This window comes from Streptomyces paromomycinus (genome assembly GCF_003865155.1).
GTDB classification, from domain to species: Bacteria; Actinomycetota; Actinomycetes; order Streptomycetales; family Streptomycetaceae; genus Streptomyces; species Streptomyces chrestomyceticus.
Genome location: NZ_BHZD01000001.1, coordinates 1,577,267 through 1,591,256, shown reverse-complemented (window position 1 = coordinate 1,591,256; position 13,990 = coordinate 1,577,267). Strand labels below are relative to the sequence as shown.

Genomic DNA, 13,990 nt, shown 5'->3' with positions numbered 1-13,990 from the left:
GTGTTCCCCGGTGCACGGCGCCGCCCGCGATAGGGGTACCGGTGCTGAACCCGTGATGTCGCCGGAGGCCGACGCGTCGCGCAGGGTGGGGTATGTCGGAGAGATGCGATACGCACAGGGCGGCGGACTGACCGCCGAGCGGCGGGAGTTCCGCGAGCGGCTGCGGCTGAAGGCGGTCGAGCGGTTCGCGCGGGGCGAGACCAACGCGGTGATCGCCCGGGAGCTGCGGGTGAGCGTGCGGTCGGTGCAGCGGTGGCGCCGGGCCTGGCAGCAGGCGGGGGAGCGGGCGCTGGACTCGAAGGGGCCGGCGTCCCGGCCGCGGCTGAGCCCGGCCCAGTTCCGCCGGCTGGAGGCAGAACTCGCCCGGGGGCCCGCGGCCTACGGCTGGTCCGGCGACCGCTGGACGCTGGAGCGCATCCAGGCCGTGATCGTGCGGCGCTTCCGGGTCACGTACACGGTGCAGGGCGTACGCAAGCTGATGCGCCGCCACGGGTGGACGTACGTGGCGCCGGTGGCCGGCGGGGCAGGGCGGGAGCCCGGCGGCTGGACGCGGGCGGAGGACGGGCGCGGCGGGCGCTCCCGGCGGGGGACGCGGACCGGCTGACCGGCGCCGCCGGGCGCCGGGGTCCCGGTGGCGGGGAGCGGGAGCCGCGGACGGTGGCCGGGAACGGGAGCCGAAAGGCCCGGTTCCGGTGCCCGGGGGAATGCGACATCGCGGGTTCAGGCACTTCAGGTAGGGGTGCCCCGTAGATAAAGGCACTGTTAGAGTATGTATCTGAATGGGGGAAGATGGTTTGTTTGCCTGTGCGTTCCGCTTTGCGTGGGACGTTTTCTGTGGTTCGGGAACCTTCCTCCCCCGCCGGGAGTTGTAACCGGTCGAGAAGCGGGGGTGGGTTCTACACACCTGAACGGCCCGGTGATGTCCTACTCAGGCCGGCATCACCGAAGCAAGGGCCTGCCGTACGACGTTAGGGTGCGTCGGCGCGAGCTTGCGCACGGGGGAATCACAACGCGAGGAGCCTGGAGTGGAACCTGGGCAGGCGCACCTGGATATGCAGACGGTCGTCGAGGTGGAGATCAATTCTCTCTCGGTGGCCGGTTCTCCGCGCATATCCGGGGAAGACATCGAACATGTGGAGATGCTGACGGTGGCACAGGCACCGCTGCCGCCCATCATCGCGCACCGCGCGACGATGCGGGTCATCGACGGCGTCCACCGACTGCGCGCCGCGGAGCGGCGCGGCGACGACAAGATCGCGGTGAGGTTTTTCGACGGTGACGAGGCGGACGCCTTCGTCCTCGCCGTCGAGTCGAACATCACGCACGGCCTTCCGCTGTCCATGGCAGACCGCAAGAACGCGGCCGAACGCATCATCCGTTCGCACCCGTTGTGGTCGGACCGGATGATCGCCTCGGTCACCGGCATCGCGCCGGGCACCGTCGCGGAGATCCGCCGGCGGGTGGCGGGCGCGGCCGCCGCGGGGCGCGGCAGGATCGGCCAGGACGGCCGCTTCCGGCCGCTCAACGGGGCCGAGGGCCGCCGGCTCGCCGGCAACCTCATCGCCGAGAATCCGGGTCTGTCGCTGCGGCAGATCGCGCGGGCGTCCGGGATCTCGCCCGAGACGGCGCGCGACGTCCGCAACCGGCTGCGCCGGGGCGAGGAACCGCTCCTGAAGGGGCGGGGCCGGCCGGCCAGGGCACCGCAGGAGCAGCTGCCCGCCGGGTCCGCCGACGCGGGGGACGGCGGCGACGGCGCGGTGCCGGTGCGGATGCCCGTCCAGGACCGGACGGTGGTGGTACGCCGCCTCAAGGTCGACCCGGCCCTGCGGTTCAGCGAGACCGGGCGGACGCTGCTGCGGCTGCTGAGCATTCACACGATCAGCGCGGAGGAGTGGGACGACATCATGGCAAACATTCCTCCGCACTGCAGCGGCATCATCGCGCAACTGGCCCGGGAATGCGCGGACATCTGGGCGGACTTCGCCCAGCGGGCCGAGCGCAATGTCGCCGAGGCCGTCTGACAGGCGGCCGCACCATGTCCAAGTGAGGAACGCGGCCGGTTGGACGGATATCGGGCCGGCCGCACCCGATGGAAATGCGCGATACGGTCGGTACCGGCGGGCGCCCGCGAAAACGCCGCCCGCCGGGCCGCCCGGCACCCGGCGCCGTGAATTATCCGGTGCACCGGTGTGCCGTGGACCGGTGCTGCACTTTCACCTTTTCCGTGGCCGGGCGAGAAAACCCCGGAGCCGCCCCGGGCCCATCGGCCTGGCCGGCGGAAGTTGACATGGGTATCGTCGAAATGGCGCACGGCGGCAGGGCAGTATTCCGGTCACCGCATCCGGTGAGCCGGCCTTCGTGAAAGCCCGCCGAACATGACGGATCAGGCACCCCTCGGGGCGCCGCCTTTTCCCTGCGGTCCGGCCGTACGACCAGGAACCAGGAATCAGGAAACAGGAATCCCGACCCAGGAGGTTTCCGCTGATATGTTTGCCGGACAAGGCTCGGGCATCATGCTGGCGACGTACGACGACCCGGGCAATTCCACGGCTTCGCAGCGGCTCCGGCCGGGAACGCTCCGCCGGATTCTCGCGTATGCGAAACCGCATTCCCGCGAGAGCGTCCTGCTGGTGCTGCTGACCGTGCTGGACTCGCTCATCATCGTCTCCACCCCGCTGCTCCTCAAGGAGATCATCGACGTCGGCATCCTGCAGAAGGACACCACGGTGCTGACGGTCATCTCGCTCGTCGTCGCGGGGCTCGCGCTCCTCGACGCGGGGCTGCAACTGGCGCAGAGCTGGTACTCGGGCCGGATCAGCCAGGGCGTCAGCTACGACCTGCGGGTGCAGGCGTTCACCCACGTACAGCGCCAGCCGCTGGCCTTCTTCACCCGGACCCAGACCGGGTCGCTGGTCAGCCGGCTCAACACGGACGTGGTGGGCGCGCAGCACGCGCTGGGCACCCTGCTGGGCTCGCTGTCCAGCGTGTTCACGCTGGTGCTGGTCCTCGGCAGCATGTTCTACCTGTCGTGGCTGGTCAGCCTGGTCGCGCTGGTGATCCTGCCGATCTTCATGATCCCCGGCGCGCTGGTCGGGCGGCGGCTGACCCGCTACTCCCGCGAACAGATGCAGATGAACGCCGAGATGGGCGCGACCATCGGCGAGCGCTTCAACGTGGCGGGCGCGATGCTCTCCAAGCTCTTCGGCCGCCCGAGCGAGGAGGCGCGGCTGTTCGCCGAGCGCGCGGAGAAGGTGCGCAAGGTCGGTATCACCTGGATGGTGCTGAGCCGGCTGACGGTCATCATCATGACGCTGCTGGCCGCCGTGGTCACCGCGCTCGTCTACGGCCTCGGCGGCGCCATGGTCGTCGACGGCACCTTCCAGGTCGGCACGCTGGTGGCACTGGCCGCCCTGCTGGCCCGCCTGTACGGCCCGATCACCCAGCTGTCCAGCATCCAGGGCGAGGCGCACACCGCGATGGTCAGCTTCGACCGGATCTTCGAACTGCTCGACCTGAAGCCGCTGATCACCGAGCGGGAGAACGCCACCGACCTGCCCGCGCCGGACGACGGCGCCGCCCCCGAGATCACCTTCGACGGGGTGTCCTTCCGCTACCCGAAGGCGAGCGAGGTCTCCCTGGCGTCCCTGGAGTCGAACGCGCTGCCCGCAGGCGAGCGGGCCCAGGAGTCGCCCGAGGTGCTGCGCGACATCAGCTTCACGGCGCCGTCCGGCAAGCTCACCGCGCTGGTGGGCCCGTCCGGCGTGGGCAAGACGACCGCCACGCACCTGGTGTCGCGGCTGTACGACCCGTCGGCGGGCAGCGTCCGCATCGCCGGGCAGGACCTGCGCGACGTCACCCTGGACTCGCTCCGCCGAACCGTCGGTGTGGTGTCCCAGGACGCCCACCTCTTCCACGACACCATCCGCAACAACCTGGAGTACGCCCGCCCCGGCGCCACCGAGGAGGAACTGATCGAGGCGTGCCGGGCCGCGCAGATCTGGGACACCATCAGCGCGCTGCCCAGCGGCCTGGACACGGTGGCGGGCGACCGCGGCTACCGGCTCTCCGGCGGCGAGAAGCAACGCCTGGCGCTGGCCCGGCTGCTGCTCAAGGCCCCCTCGATCGTGGTCCTCGACGAGGCGACCGCGCACCTGGACTCGGAGTCCGAGGCGGCCGTCCAGCGGGCCCTGAAGACGGCGCTGCACGGCCGTACCTCCGTCGTCATCGCGCACCGGCTGTCCACCATCCGGGAGGCCGACCAGATCCTGGTCTTCGACGAGGGCGGCATCCGCGAGCGGGGCACGCACGAGGAGCTGCTGGCGGCCGGCGGGCTCTACGCGGAGCTGTACCACACGCAGTTCGCCCGGCAGGCCGTCAACGGCAGCGGGCCCGCGCCGGACGGCCCCGCTGCCGAGGAGGAGCGCCGTCCGCAGGAGGCCGCACCGCAGATGATGCCGGGCGGCATGGTCTTCTTCGACGGCTCCGGGCCCGACGACGGCGGCGCCCCGGGTGGCGGCGCCCCGGGCGGCGGAGTGTGGCACACCAACGGGCCGGGCCCCGGCGGCCGCTGACCGAACGGCCGCCAGGCGGCCGCGTGCACGGGAACGACGCGCCACCGCGGCGGGCGACCGCCGCGGTGGCGCGGCAGGCAGAAGTGAGCAACGGGTTGTCCGTCAAAGGGGGAGACATGGAAGGCCAGGCACAGTTCACTGCGCCCCTGACCGCTTGCCAGGAGGGGACGTGGCTGGCCCAGCGCGCGGAGAACCCGCCCCGGCAGTACGACATCAGGCAGTACGCCGATGTCCTGGGTCCGCTCGACACGGACGTCTTCCGGCAGGCGCTGCGGCAGGCCGTAGCCGAGACCGAGGCGCTCCGGCTGCGGTTCACGCAGGACGGCGGGGGCCCGGTGCAGGTGATCCGGGCGGCAGGGGACAAGATTGCGCTGCGGCACGTCGACCTCACCGACGAGGACGAACCGTGGGAGGCGGCGCAGGCGCTGATGCACGCGGACGGCCGGCACCCGGCCGACCCCACCGAAGGGGACCTCGGCGCGCACATCCTCTTCCAGCTGGCCCCTGACCGGTACGTCTGGTACCAGCGCCACCACCAGCTCCTGGTCGACCACTTCGGAAGCACCCTGCTGGCCCGCCGTGTCGCCGCTCTCTACAGCGCGTCCCTGCGCGGTGAGCCGTACTGCCCGCCCGGACACGTCCCGCTGCGGGAGCTGTGGGAACAGGAGAACGCCTACCGCGAGTCGCCGCAGCACGAGGCCGACCGCCGGTACTGGCACGAGCACTTCGCGGACCGCCCGGAGCCGGCCACCGTGCCGGGCCACCGGTCGGTGAGCCGTGACGCCCACCCCCGCGCGTCCGGACGCCTCTCGGTCGCGGGCCGGGAAGCGCTGCGGACGGCCGCCGACCGTACGGGGGTGAGCCGCGGCGCGCTCGTCGTCGCCGCGGTCGCCACCTTCGTGTGCCGCACGACGGGGGCGGACGAGGCGCTGCTGAGCTTCCCGGTCGACGGACGTACGGGCCCCGAGGCCCGGCGGACGCCCTGCGCGACGGCCAACGTGCTGCCGCTGCGGCTGCCCGCCCGGCCCGGCGACAGCCTCGCCGGGCTGGCCCGTGCCGCGCAGCGGGAGATCGACGGGCTGCTGGAGCACCGGCGGTACCGCGGTGAGCGCCTGCACGCGGAACTGGGACGGCCGGGCGGCCGCCGCAACTTCGGCCCCTCGGTCGCCGTCCCGGCGAACGGCACGGGCCTGCGGTTCGGCGAGGCCCGGGGGACCCTGCACGACCTGCCGGGCGGGCCCGTCGAGGCGTTCTCCGTGGTGCTGCGCGAGCTGCCGGACGACGCCGGGACGAGCGTCGTCCTCGAAGCCGACCCGGCGCTGTACGACCAGGAGTGGGCCGGGGCGGGACACCGGGCCTTCGTCCGGCTGCTGGAACAGGCGGCCGCCGAACCGGACACGCCCGTCGGGCGGTTCGGGGTGCTGGGCGCGCCGGAGCACGGGCTCGTCGTGGAGGGCTGGAACGCCACGGGTGCCGAGCGGCCGGGCACCTCGGTGCCGGAGCTGGTCGCCCGCCAGGCAGCGCGCCTGCCCGGCTCCGTAGCTGTGTCCGACGACGCACGGTCCCTGACCTACGCGGAGTTGGACGCGGAAGCGGGCCGTCTGGCCACGTACTTGATCAGCCGGGGCGTGACGCGCGGCAGCAGGGTCGCCGTACTGATGGAACGGTCGGCCGGACTGCTGGCGGCGCTGCTCGGCGTCTGGAAGGCGGGCGCCGCGTACGTGCCGGTGGACGCCGCGTACCCGGCGGAGCGGGTGGCGGTGATGCTGGCCGACTCGGCACCGGCGGCCGTGCTGTGCACCGAGAGCACCCGGGCCGCGGTGCCGCCCGGCGGACCCGGCGACGTCGTGGTGCTGGACGATCCCCGGACCCGGGCGGCCGTGGCCGCGAGCCCGGCACAGGACCCCGCGGTCCGGGTGGGCCCCGAGGATCTGGCGTACGTGATGTACACCTCCGGCTCGACCGGGGTGCCCAAGGGCGTGTCGATGCCGCACGGCAGCGTCGCCGGGCTCGTCGGGCAGCGCGACTGGTCCGTCGGCCCGGGTGACGGCGTGCTGATGCACGCCCCGCACGCCTTCGACGCCTCGCTGTTCGAGGTGTGGGTGCCGCTGGTGTCCGGCGCGCGTGTGGTGGTGGACGGGCAGGGCGTGGTGGACGGCCCGCGGATCCGTGCGGCCGTGGCGGCGGGGGTCACGGCGGTCCATCTGACGGCGGGGTCGTTCCGGGTGGTGGCCGAGGAGTCACCGGAGTGCTTCGCCGGGTTGCGCGAGGTGCTGACCGGCGGTGACGTGGTGCCGCCCGCCGCCGTGGCGCGGGTGCGCGAAGCCTGCCCCGAGGTGGCCGTACGGCATCTGTACGGGCCGACCGAGGCCGCCCTGTGCGCCACCTGGCACCGGCTGCGGCCCGGCGACCCGGTGCCCTCCGTACTGCCGGTGGGCCGCCCGCTGGACAACCGCCAGGTGTACGTACTGGACGCGTTCCTCCAGCCCGTACCGCCGGGTGTGACAGGCGAACTGTGCATCGCCGGCACGGGACTGGCGCGCGGCTACCTCTCCCGCCCCGGCCTGACGGCGGAACGCTTCACCGCCAGCCCCTTCGTCCCCGGCGAGCGCATGTACCGCACCGGCGACATGGTGCGCTGGACCGACGACGGGGAACTGGTCTTCGTCGGGCGGGCGGACGCCCAGGTCAAGGTGCGTGGCTTCCGTATCGAGCCCGGGGAGATCGAGGCGGCGCTGGCGGCGCACCCGGCGGTCGGCGAGGCGGTGGTGGTGGCCCGCGAGGACCGGCCGGGAGAACGCCGGCTGGTGGCGTACGTCGTGGCGCAGCCCGCGTCCGACGGCGGCCCGCGGGACGGGCAGCCGCCGCGCGACGAGCAGCCGTTCCGCGCCGAGCCGGGCGGTGAGCGGGCCGCCGTGGGCAGCGCCCCGGAAGCCCTGCTCACCGGGGAGTCCGGCGGCAGCGCGGCGGCGGGCCGGGACACCGGCGCGCTGCTCGCGGCGCTGCGCGAGTTCGTGGGCGGGCGGCTGCCCGAGTACATGGTGCCGTCGGCGTTCGTCCCGCTGGACGGGCTCCCGCTGACCGTGAACGGCAAGGTCGACCACCAGGCGCTGCCCGCACCCGACTTCACCGGCAGCGGCTCGGCGCGGGAGCCGCGCGGCGCCGCCGAGGAGACCCTGTGCGCGCTGTTCGCGCAGGTGCTCGGCCGGGAACGGGTGGGGCCCGAGGACAGCTTCTTCGAGCTGGGCGGCGACTCGATCATGGCGGTGCAGCTCGCCTCGCGGGCGCGCCGCGCCGGACTGGTGCTGACCACCCGCCAGGTCTTCGACGAGCGCACCCCGGAGCGGCTGGCACAGATGGCCCCCGCCCCGCCCGCCGGGCAGCCGGACACGGACACGGAGACCGGCGAGGTGCCCTGGGCGCCCTTGAGTCCGGCGCGCGGCGGGAACTTCGCGCGCTGGGCGGTACTGGCGGCCCCGGACGGTCTGCGGACGGACACCCTGCGGGCCGCTGTCGCCGCCCTTCTGGACACCCACGCCGTGCTGCGCGCACGGGCCGCCACCGGGGACGCCGGGCCGTGCCTGGTGGTGCCCGGCCGCGGCACGGTGGACGCGGCGCCACTGGTCACCCGGGAAACCGTGGCCGCGGCGGACCTCGGCCCCGCCGCCGAACGCGCGGCCCGCGAAGCGGTGGCGCGGCTCGACCCCTCGGCCGGGGCCAACCTCCGGGTGACATGGCTGGACGCGGGTGCCGCGCAGCCCGGCCGCCTGGTGCTCGCGGTCCACCACACGGTGGCGGACGCGGCGTCCTGGCGCATCCTGGTCCCGGACTTCGTGGCCGCGTGCGAGGCCGCGGCCGCCGGCCGCACGCCGGAGCTCGGCCCGGTGGGCACGTCCTTCAGGCACTGGGCGACCCGGCCGGCCGCGCAGGCGAAGCAGGAGCACCGGGACGCGGAACCCGCCGGAACGGCGCGCCGCATGGTCTGGACCGTGCCGCCGCAGCAGACGGCGGCGCTGGTGGACCGGGCACCCGCCGTGTTCCACTGCACCGCCGACGAGGTACTGCTGACCGCGCTGGCCGCGGCCGTCGCCCACGGGCACGAAGGCCGTGCGGACGCCCGTACCGGTGTCCTGCTGGACATCGAGCGGGACGGGCGCCGCGACGGTCCGGACGGGCTGGACCTGTCCCGTACGGTGGGCCGGTTCACCCGCGTGCACCCCGTACGGCTAGACCTGTCCGCCACCGCCCTGAGCGAGGTTCTGCTGGGCGGCCCGGCGGCCGGGACGCTGCTCAAGTCGGTCAAGGAACAGGTGCGTTCGGCCCCCGACGGCGACGGGTCCGGCCCGCCAGGGCACCGCACCTCCGAGGCGACCGCCGCCCCCCGCATCGCCTTCGGCTGCTCGGGACGCCCGGAGCGAGGCGGCGCACAGGTCACCGCCGGAGCCGTCGCGACCGGCCGCGACGGACCGTCCCCGTACGACCTGGAGGCGGACGCGGCGATCGGTACGTCCGTCGCCGGGCCCACCCTGACCCTCACGCTCACCTGGCGGCACCGGGACGAGCCCGGCCGGACCGACGCGGCGGCGCAGCGGCTCGGCCGCCGCTGGGTGGAGATGCTGGGCGGGCTGGCCGCCCACGCCGCCCGGCCGGGAGCGGGCGGCCACACGCCCTCCGACTTCCCGCTGCTCGCCCTCACCCAGGAAGGCGTCGCGGAGCTGGAGGCCGCCGTGCCGCGGCCGGCGGACATCTGGCCCCTGTCGTCCCTCCAGGAAGGGCTGCTGTTCCAGTCCTCCTTCGAGGAGGAGGGCCCGGACGTCTACGAGACCCAGTGGATGCTGGAGCTGTCCGGACCGCTGGACGCCGTCCGGCTGCGCGCCTCCTGGGAGGCGCTGCTGGACCGGCACGCCGCGCTCCGCGCGAGCTTCCACCGGCGCGCGTCGGGCGAGGCCGTCCAGGTCGTGTCCCGTGAGGTGCGCCTGCCCTGGCGGGAGATCGACCTGTCCGGCCTGTCGGAGGCCGACGCGCTCTCCGGCATCGAGGAACTGGCCACACGGGAGCAGGAACGCCGCTTCGACACGGCGACGGCGCCCCTGCTGCGGCTGCTGCTGATCCGCCTCGGCCCGGACCGGCACCGGCTCGTCGTCATCAGCCACCACATCCTGATGGACGGCTGGTCCATGCCGGTCCTGCTGGCCGAACTGGCCGAGGTCTACGCTGCGGGCGGCGACGCGTCGGCCCTGGCCCCGGCCGCGTCCTACGGCGACTACCTCGCCTGGCGTGCCCGCCAGGACCGGGACGCCGCACGGGCCGCCTGGGCCGCCGAGTTCACCGGTGCCGACGAGCCGACGCTCGTCGCGCCGGGCGCGGCCGACCACGGCCCGGTGGACGCCGGGCACGTGATCACCGACATCCCCGAGCGGACCACCCGCGGCCTCGCCGCGCTGGCGCGCCGCCACGGCCTGACGGTGAACACGGTGATGCAGGGGGCCTGGGCCCTGGTGCTGGCCCGGCTGGCAGGGCGTACCGACGTGGTGTTCGGCGCCACCGTCGCGGGCCGGCCGCCGGAGCTGCCCGGCATGGAGTCCATGGTCGGCCTGCTGATCAACACCGTGCCGGTACGGGTACGCCTGGACGCCGCGCAGCCGGTGCTCGGGCTGCTGCGCGACCTCCAGGAACGCCAGTCCGCGCTGGTGGCCCACCAGCACCTGGGCCTGCCGGAGATCCAGCGGCTGGCCGGGCCCGGTGCCGTCTTCGACACGCTCGTCGTGCACGAGAACTATCCCCGCGCGATCGCCGCGCCCGGCTCCCCGGACGCGCTCTCCTTCGCCGTCCTGGGCACCCGGGAGGCCACCCACTACCCGCTGACCCTGGGCGTCATCCCGGGCGAGCGGCTGCGCGTGCACGTGGCGCACCGCCGCGACCAGGTGGCGGCGGACATCGCCGGGAAGCTGGTCGGACGGCTGGTACGGGTCTTCGAACAGCTCATGGCGGACTGCTCGGTGCCGGTGGGCCGGGTCGGTGTCCTGGACGCGGACGAGCGCGCGCTGGTCGTGGCGGACTGGAACCGTACGGACGCGCCGGTGGCCGTGGCGACGATGCCCGAGCTGTTCCGCGCCCAGGCCGCGCGCACACCCGGTGCCGTCGCGGTGCAGGACGGCCACGAGGCGCTCACCTACGCCGAACTGGAGCACCAGGCCGGGCAGCTGGCCCGGCACCTGACCGCGCACGGCGTGGGGCCCGAGTGCCGGGTGGCGGTCGTCGTCGAGCGGTCGGTGGCGATGGCCGTCGCCGTGCTGGCCGTGGCGATGGCGGGCGGCGTCTACGTACCGGTGGACCCCGAATACCCGGCCGAGCGCATCGCGTTCGTGCTGCGGGACGCCGAACCGGCCGTCGTGGTGTGCACGACGCGCACCCGGGCCGCCGTCCCGGACGGGGCGCACGGCGGCACGCTCGTCCTGGACGACCCCGCGGTGGCCGCGGCGGTGGCGCGCCGGGCGGGCGGCCCGCTGTCCGACGCCGAGCGGCCCGCGCCGCTGCACGCCGACCACGCGGCGTACGTGATCTACACCTCCGGATCGACCGGTACCCCCAAGGGGGTCCTGGTCCCGCACCGGGGCTTGGCCAACCTCGTCGCCGACCGCGTCGCGCGCTACCGCATCGGCCCGGACAGCCGAGTCGTCCAGCGCGTCTCGCCCAGCTTCGACGTGTCCATGGGGGACATCTGGCCGGTGCTGTGCGCGGGCGGACGGCTGGTGCTGGCCCCGGCCGGGCAGGAGTCCTTCGGCGAGGACCTGGCCGACCTGCTGCGCGAGCGCAAGGCCACCCACGTGGTGCTGCCCGCCGCGTTCCTGCCCCAGCTTCCGTCCGACGGCCTGTCCCGGCTGCGCGTCCTGGTCACCGGCGGCGAGCCGATGACCGACGAGGTACGCCGCCGCTGGTCCGCGGGGCGGGAACTGTTCAACGAGTACGGCGTCACCGAGGCGACCGTCACCTCCACCGTGACCGCGCCGCTGGACGCCGGCAGCACGCCCGCGATCGGCCGCCCGATCACCAACACCCGTACGTACGTCCTGGACGCCTTCCTCCAGCCGGTGCCGCCGGGCGTGGTCGGCGAGCTGTACGTGGCCGGGGTGAACCTGGCGCGCGGCTACCTGGGGCGCGCGGGGCTGAGCGCGGCCCGCTTCGTGGCGGACCCGTTCGCGCCCGGCATGGGCGCCCCGGCCGAAGGCTGGGGGAGGATGTACCGGACCGGGGACCTGGCCCGCTGGACCGGCGACGGTGAACTGGTCTTCGCCGGGCGGGCGGACGCCCAGGTCAAGGTGCGCGGCTTCCGTGTCGAACTCGGCGAGGTGGAGGCCGCGCTGGCCGCGCACCCCGCGGTGGCGGAGGCGGTCGCGGTGGTCCGGGAGGACCGCCCCGGCGAACGCCGGCTGATCGGCTACGCGGTCCCCGCCGGGCCCGGCCTCGACGAGCGGTCCGTCCGCACGCACGTCGCCGGCACACTGCCGGACTACATGGTGCCCGCGGCCGTGGTGGCCCTGGACGAGCTGCCGAGGACCCCGAACGGGAAGCTGGACCGCGCGGCGCTGCCCGCGCCCGACTTCGCCGGTCAGGTCACCGGACGGGAGCCGCGTACCCCCGCCGAGACGGTGCTGTGCGCCCTGTTCGCCGAACTCCTGGGCCTGGACCGGGCCGGCGCCGAGGACAGCTTCTTCGAGCTGGGCGGCGACTCGATCACCTCGCTCCAGCTGGTGGCGCGGGCCCGCCGGGCCGGACTGCTGCTGACCTCTCGTCAGGTCTTCGACGAGCAGACCCCCGAACGCCTGGCCGAGGTGGCGGAGCCGGTGGCGTCAGGACCCCGTGCCGACACCGCGGGCGCGGGCGTCGGCGAGGTGCCCTGGACCCCGGTGATGCGGCTGCTCGGGGAGCGGATCACCGGCGGCCGGTTCGCGCAGTGGATGACCGTGGGCGCCCCGGCCGGACTGGGCCGGGACGTGCTGGCCGCCGGGCTGGCCGCCGTACTGGACACCCACGCCATGCTGCGGGCCCGGGTGGTGCCGCGCCCGGACGGACCGGTGCTGGCCGTCGGCGGCCGGGGCTCGGTGGACGCCGACGCGCTGGTCACCCGGCTGGACGTGGCCGGAGCACCGGACACCGGCCTCGACGGCCTCGCCGAACGGGCCGCCAAAGAAGCGGTCGGACGGCTCGACCCGGCCGCGGGCGTCCTGGTCCAGGCGGTCTGGCTGGACGCGGGACCGCACCGCACCGGCCGGCTGGTGCTGGCCGTGCACCACCTCGCGGTGGACGGCGTGTCCTGGCGCATCCTGCTCCCGGACCTGCGGGCCGCCTGCGAAGCGGTGGCGGCCGGGCGCGCACCGGAACCCGACCGCGTCGGTACGGCGTTCCGGCAGTGGGCCGGACTGCTGGCCGCGCAGGCGACCCAGCCGTGGCGGGTGGCGGAACTGCCGCACTGGGCCGCCGTGCTCGACGGGCCCGACCCGGTGCTCGGTGCCCGCGCCCTCGACCCGGGCACGGACACCCAGGCGACCGTGCGCCACCGTGAGTGGCAGGTGCCCCGGGAACAGGCGGCGGTCCTCGCCACCCGGACGCCCGCGGTCTTCCACTGCGGTGTGCACGAGGTGCTGCTCGCGGCGCTGGCCGCGGCGGTCGCGTGCGCCCGGCCGGACGGGGAAGCGGCGGCCGGAATCCTGGTGGACATCGAGGGGCACGGCCGGGAACCGGTCGCCGGGGCGGACCTGTCCCGGACGGTGGGCTGGTTCACCAGCGTCCACCCCATACGCCTCGACCTGTCCGGTGTGGACCCGCACCAGGTCATGGCGGGCGGGCCCGCGGCCGGAGCGCTGCTCAAGGCCGTCAAGGAACAGACCCGCGCGGTGCCCGGCGACGGCCTCGGCCACGGGCTGCTGCGCCACCTGAACCCGGAGACCGGTCCCGTACTGGCCGCTCTCCCGGCCCCGCAGATCGGCTTCAACTACCTCGGCCGGTTCCCCGCGGGCGCCCCCACGGGCACCGTCCGGCCGTGGGAAGCGGCGGGCAGCACCGCACTGGGCGGCTCCGACGACCCGGACATGCCGGCGCCGCACGCCCTGGAGGCGGGCGCGGTCATCCGCGACACGCCCGAAGGGCCCGCACTGACCCTCACCGTCGGCGGACCGGCCGGCGTCCTCGACGACGCGGCCGTCGCCCGCCTGGGCGGCCTCTGGAAGGACCTGCTCGGCGGCCTGGCCGCCCACACGGCCGCGCCCGAGGCGGGCGGCCACACACCCTCCGACTTCCCGCTCCTGGACCTCGGCCAGGACGAGGTCGAGGAGTTCGAAGCGATCGCGGCACGGCTCGAAGGGGGACTGTCGCTGTGAAGACCTCAACACCCGCCACGGGACCGGCATCCGGCAAGGGCT

At 74.7% G+C, this 13,990-nt stretch carries 3 protein-coding genes and 1 pseudogene; all 4 read left to right on the top strand.

What is annotated here, in order from left to right:
* Positions 1–103: 103 nt before the first annotated feature.
* A pseudogene (locus OEIGOIKO_RS06015) lies at positions 104–589 on the top strand (winged helix-turn-helix domain-containing protein); the annotation flags it as partial.
* 436 nt (positions 590–1,025) lie between these two features.
* On the top strand, positions 1,026–2,021 hold the full coding sequence (locus OEIGOIKO_RS06010) for a ParB N-terminal domain-containing protein (protein WP_246177229.1): 996 nt from the start codon (positions 1,026–1,028) through the stop codon (positions 2,019–2,021).
* A 465-nt stretch (positions 2,022–2,486) separates the two neighbouring features.
* Positions 2,487–4,571, top strand: coding sequence for an ABC transporter ATP-binding protein (locus OEIGOIKO_RS06005; protein ID WP_218039979.1), 2,085 nt, complete (start codon positions 2,487–2,489; stop codon positions 4,569–4,571).
* Between the two features lie 116 nt (positions 4,572–4,687).
* Positions 4,688–13,948 carry a non-ribosomal peptide synthetase gene (locus OEIGOIKO_RS42285; protein ID WP_125052509.1) on the top strand — a complete coding sequence of 3,087 codons (9,261 nt, stop codon included), beginning with the start codon at positions 4,688–4,690 and terminating at the stop codon, positions 13,946–13,948.
* Positions 13,949–13,990: the final 42 nt, after the last annotated feature.

Bases quoted from the DNA above. Each gene is read 5' to 3' on its own strand.
- OEIGOIKO_RS06005 (WP_218039979.1), top strand. From the start codon at position 2,487: ATGTTTGCCGGACAAGGCTCGGGCATCATGCTGGCGACGTACGACGAC.
- OEIGOIKO_RS42285 (WP_125052509.1), top strand. From the start codon at position 4,688: ATGGAAGGCCAGGCACAGTTCACTGCGCCCCTGACCGCTTGCCAGGAG.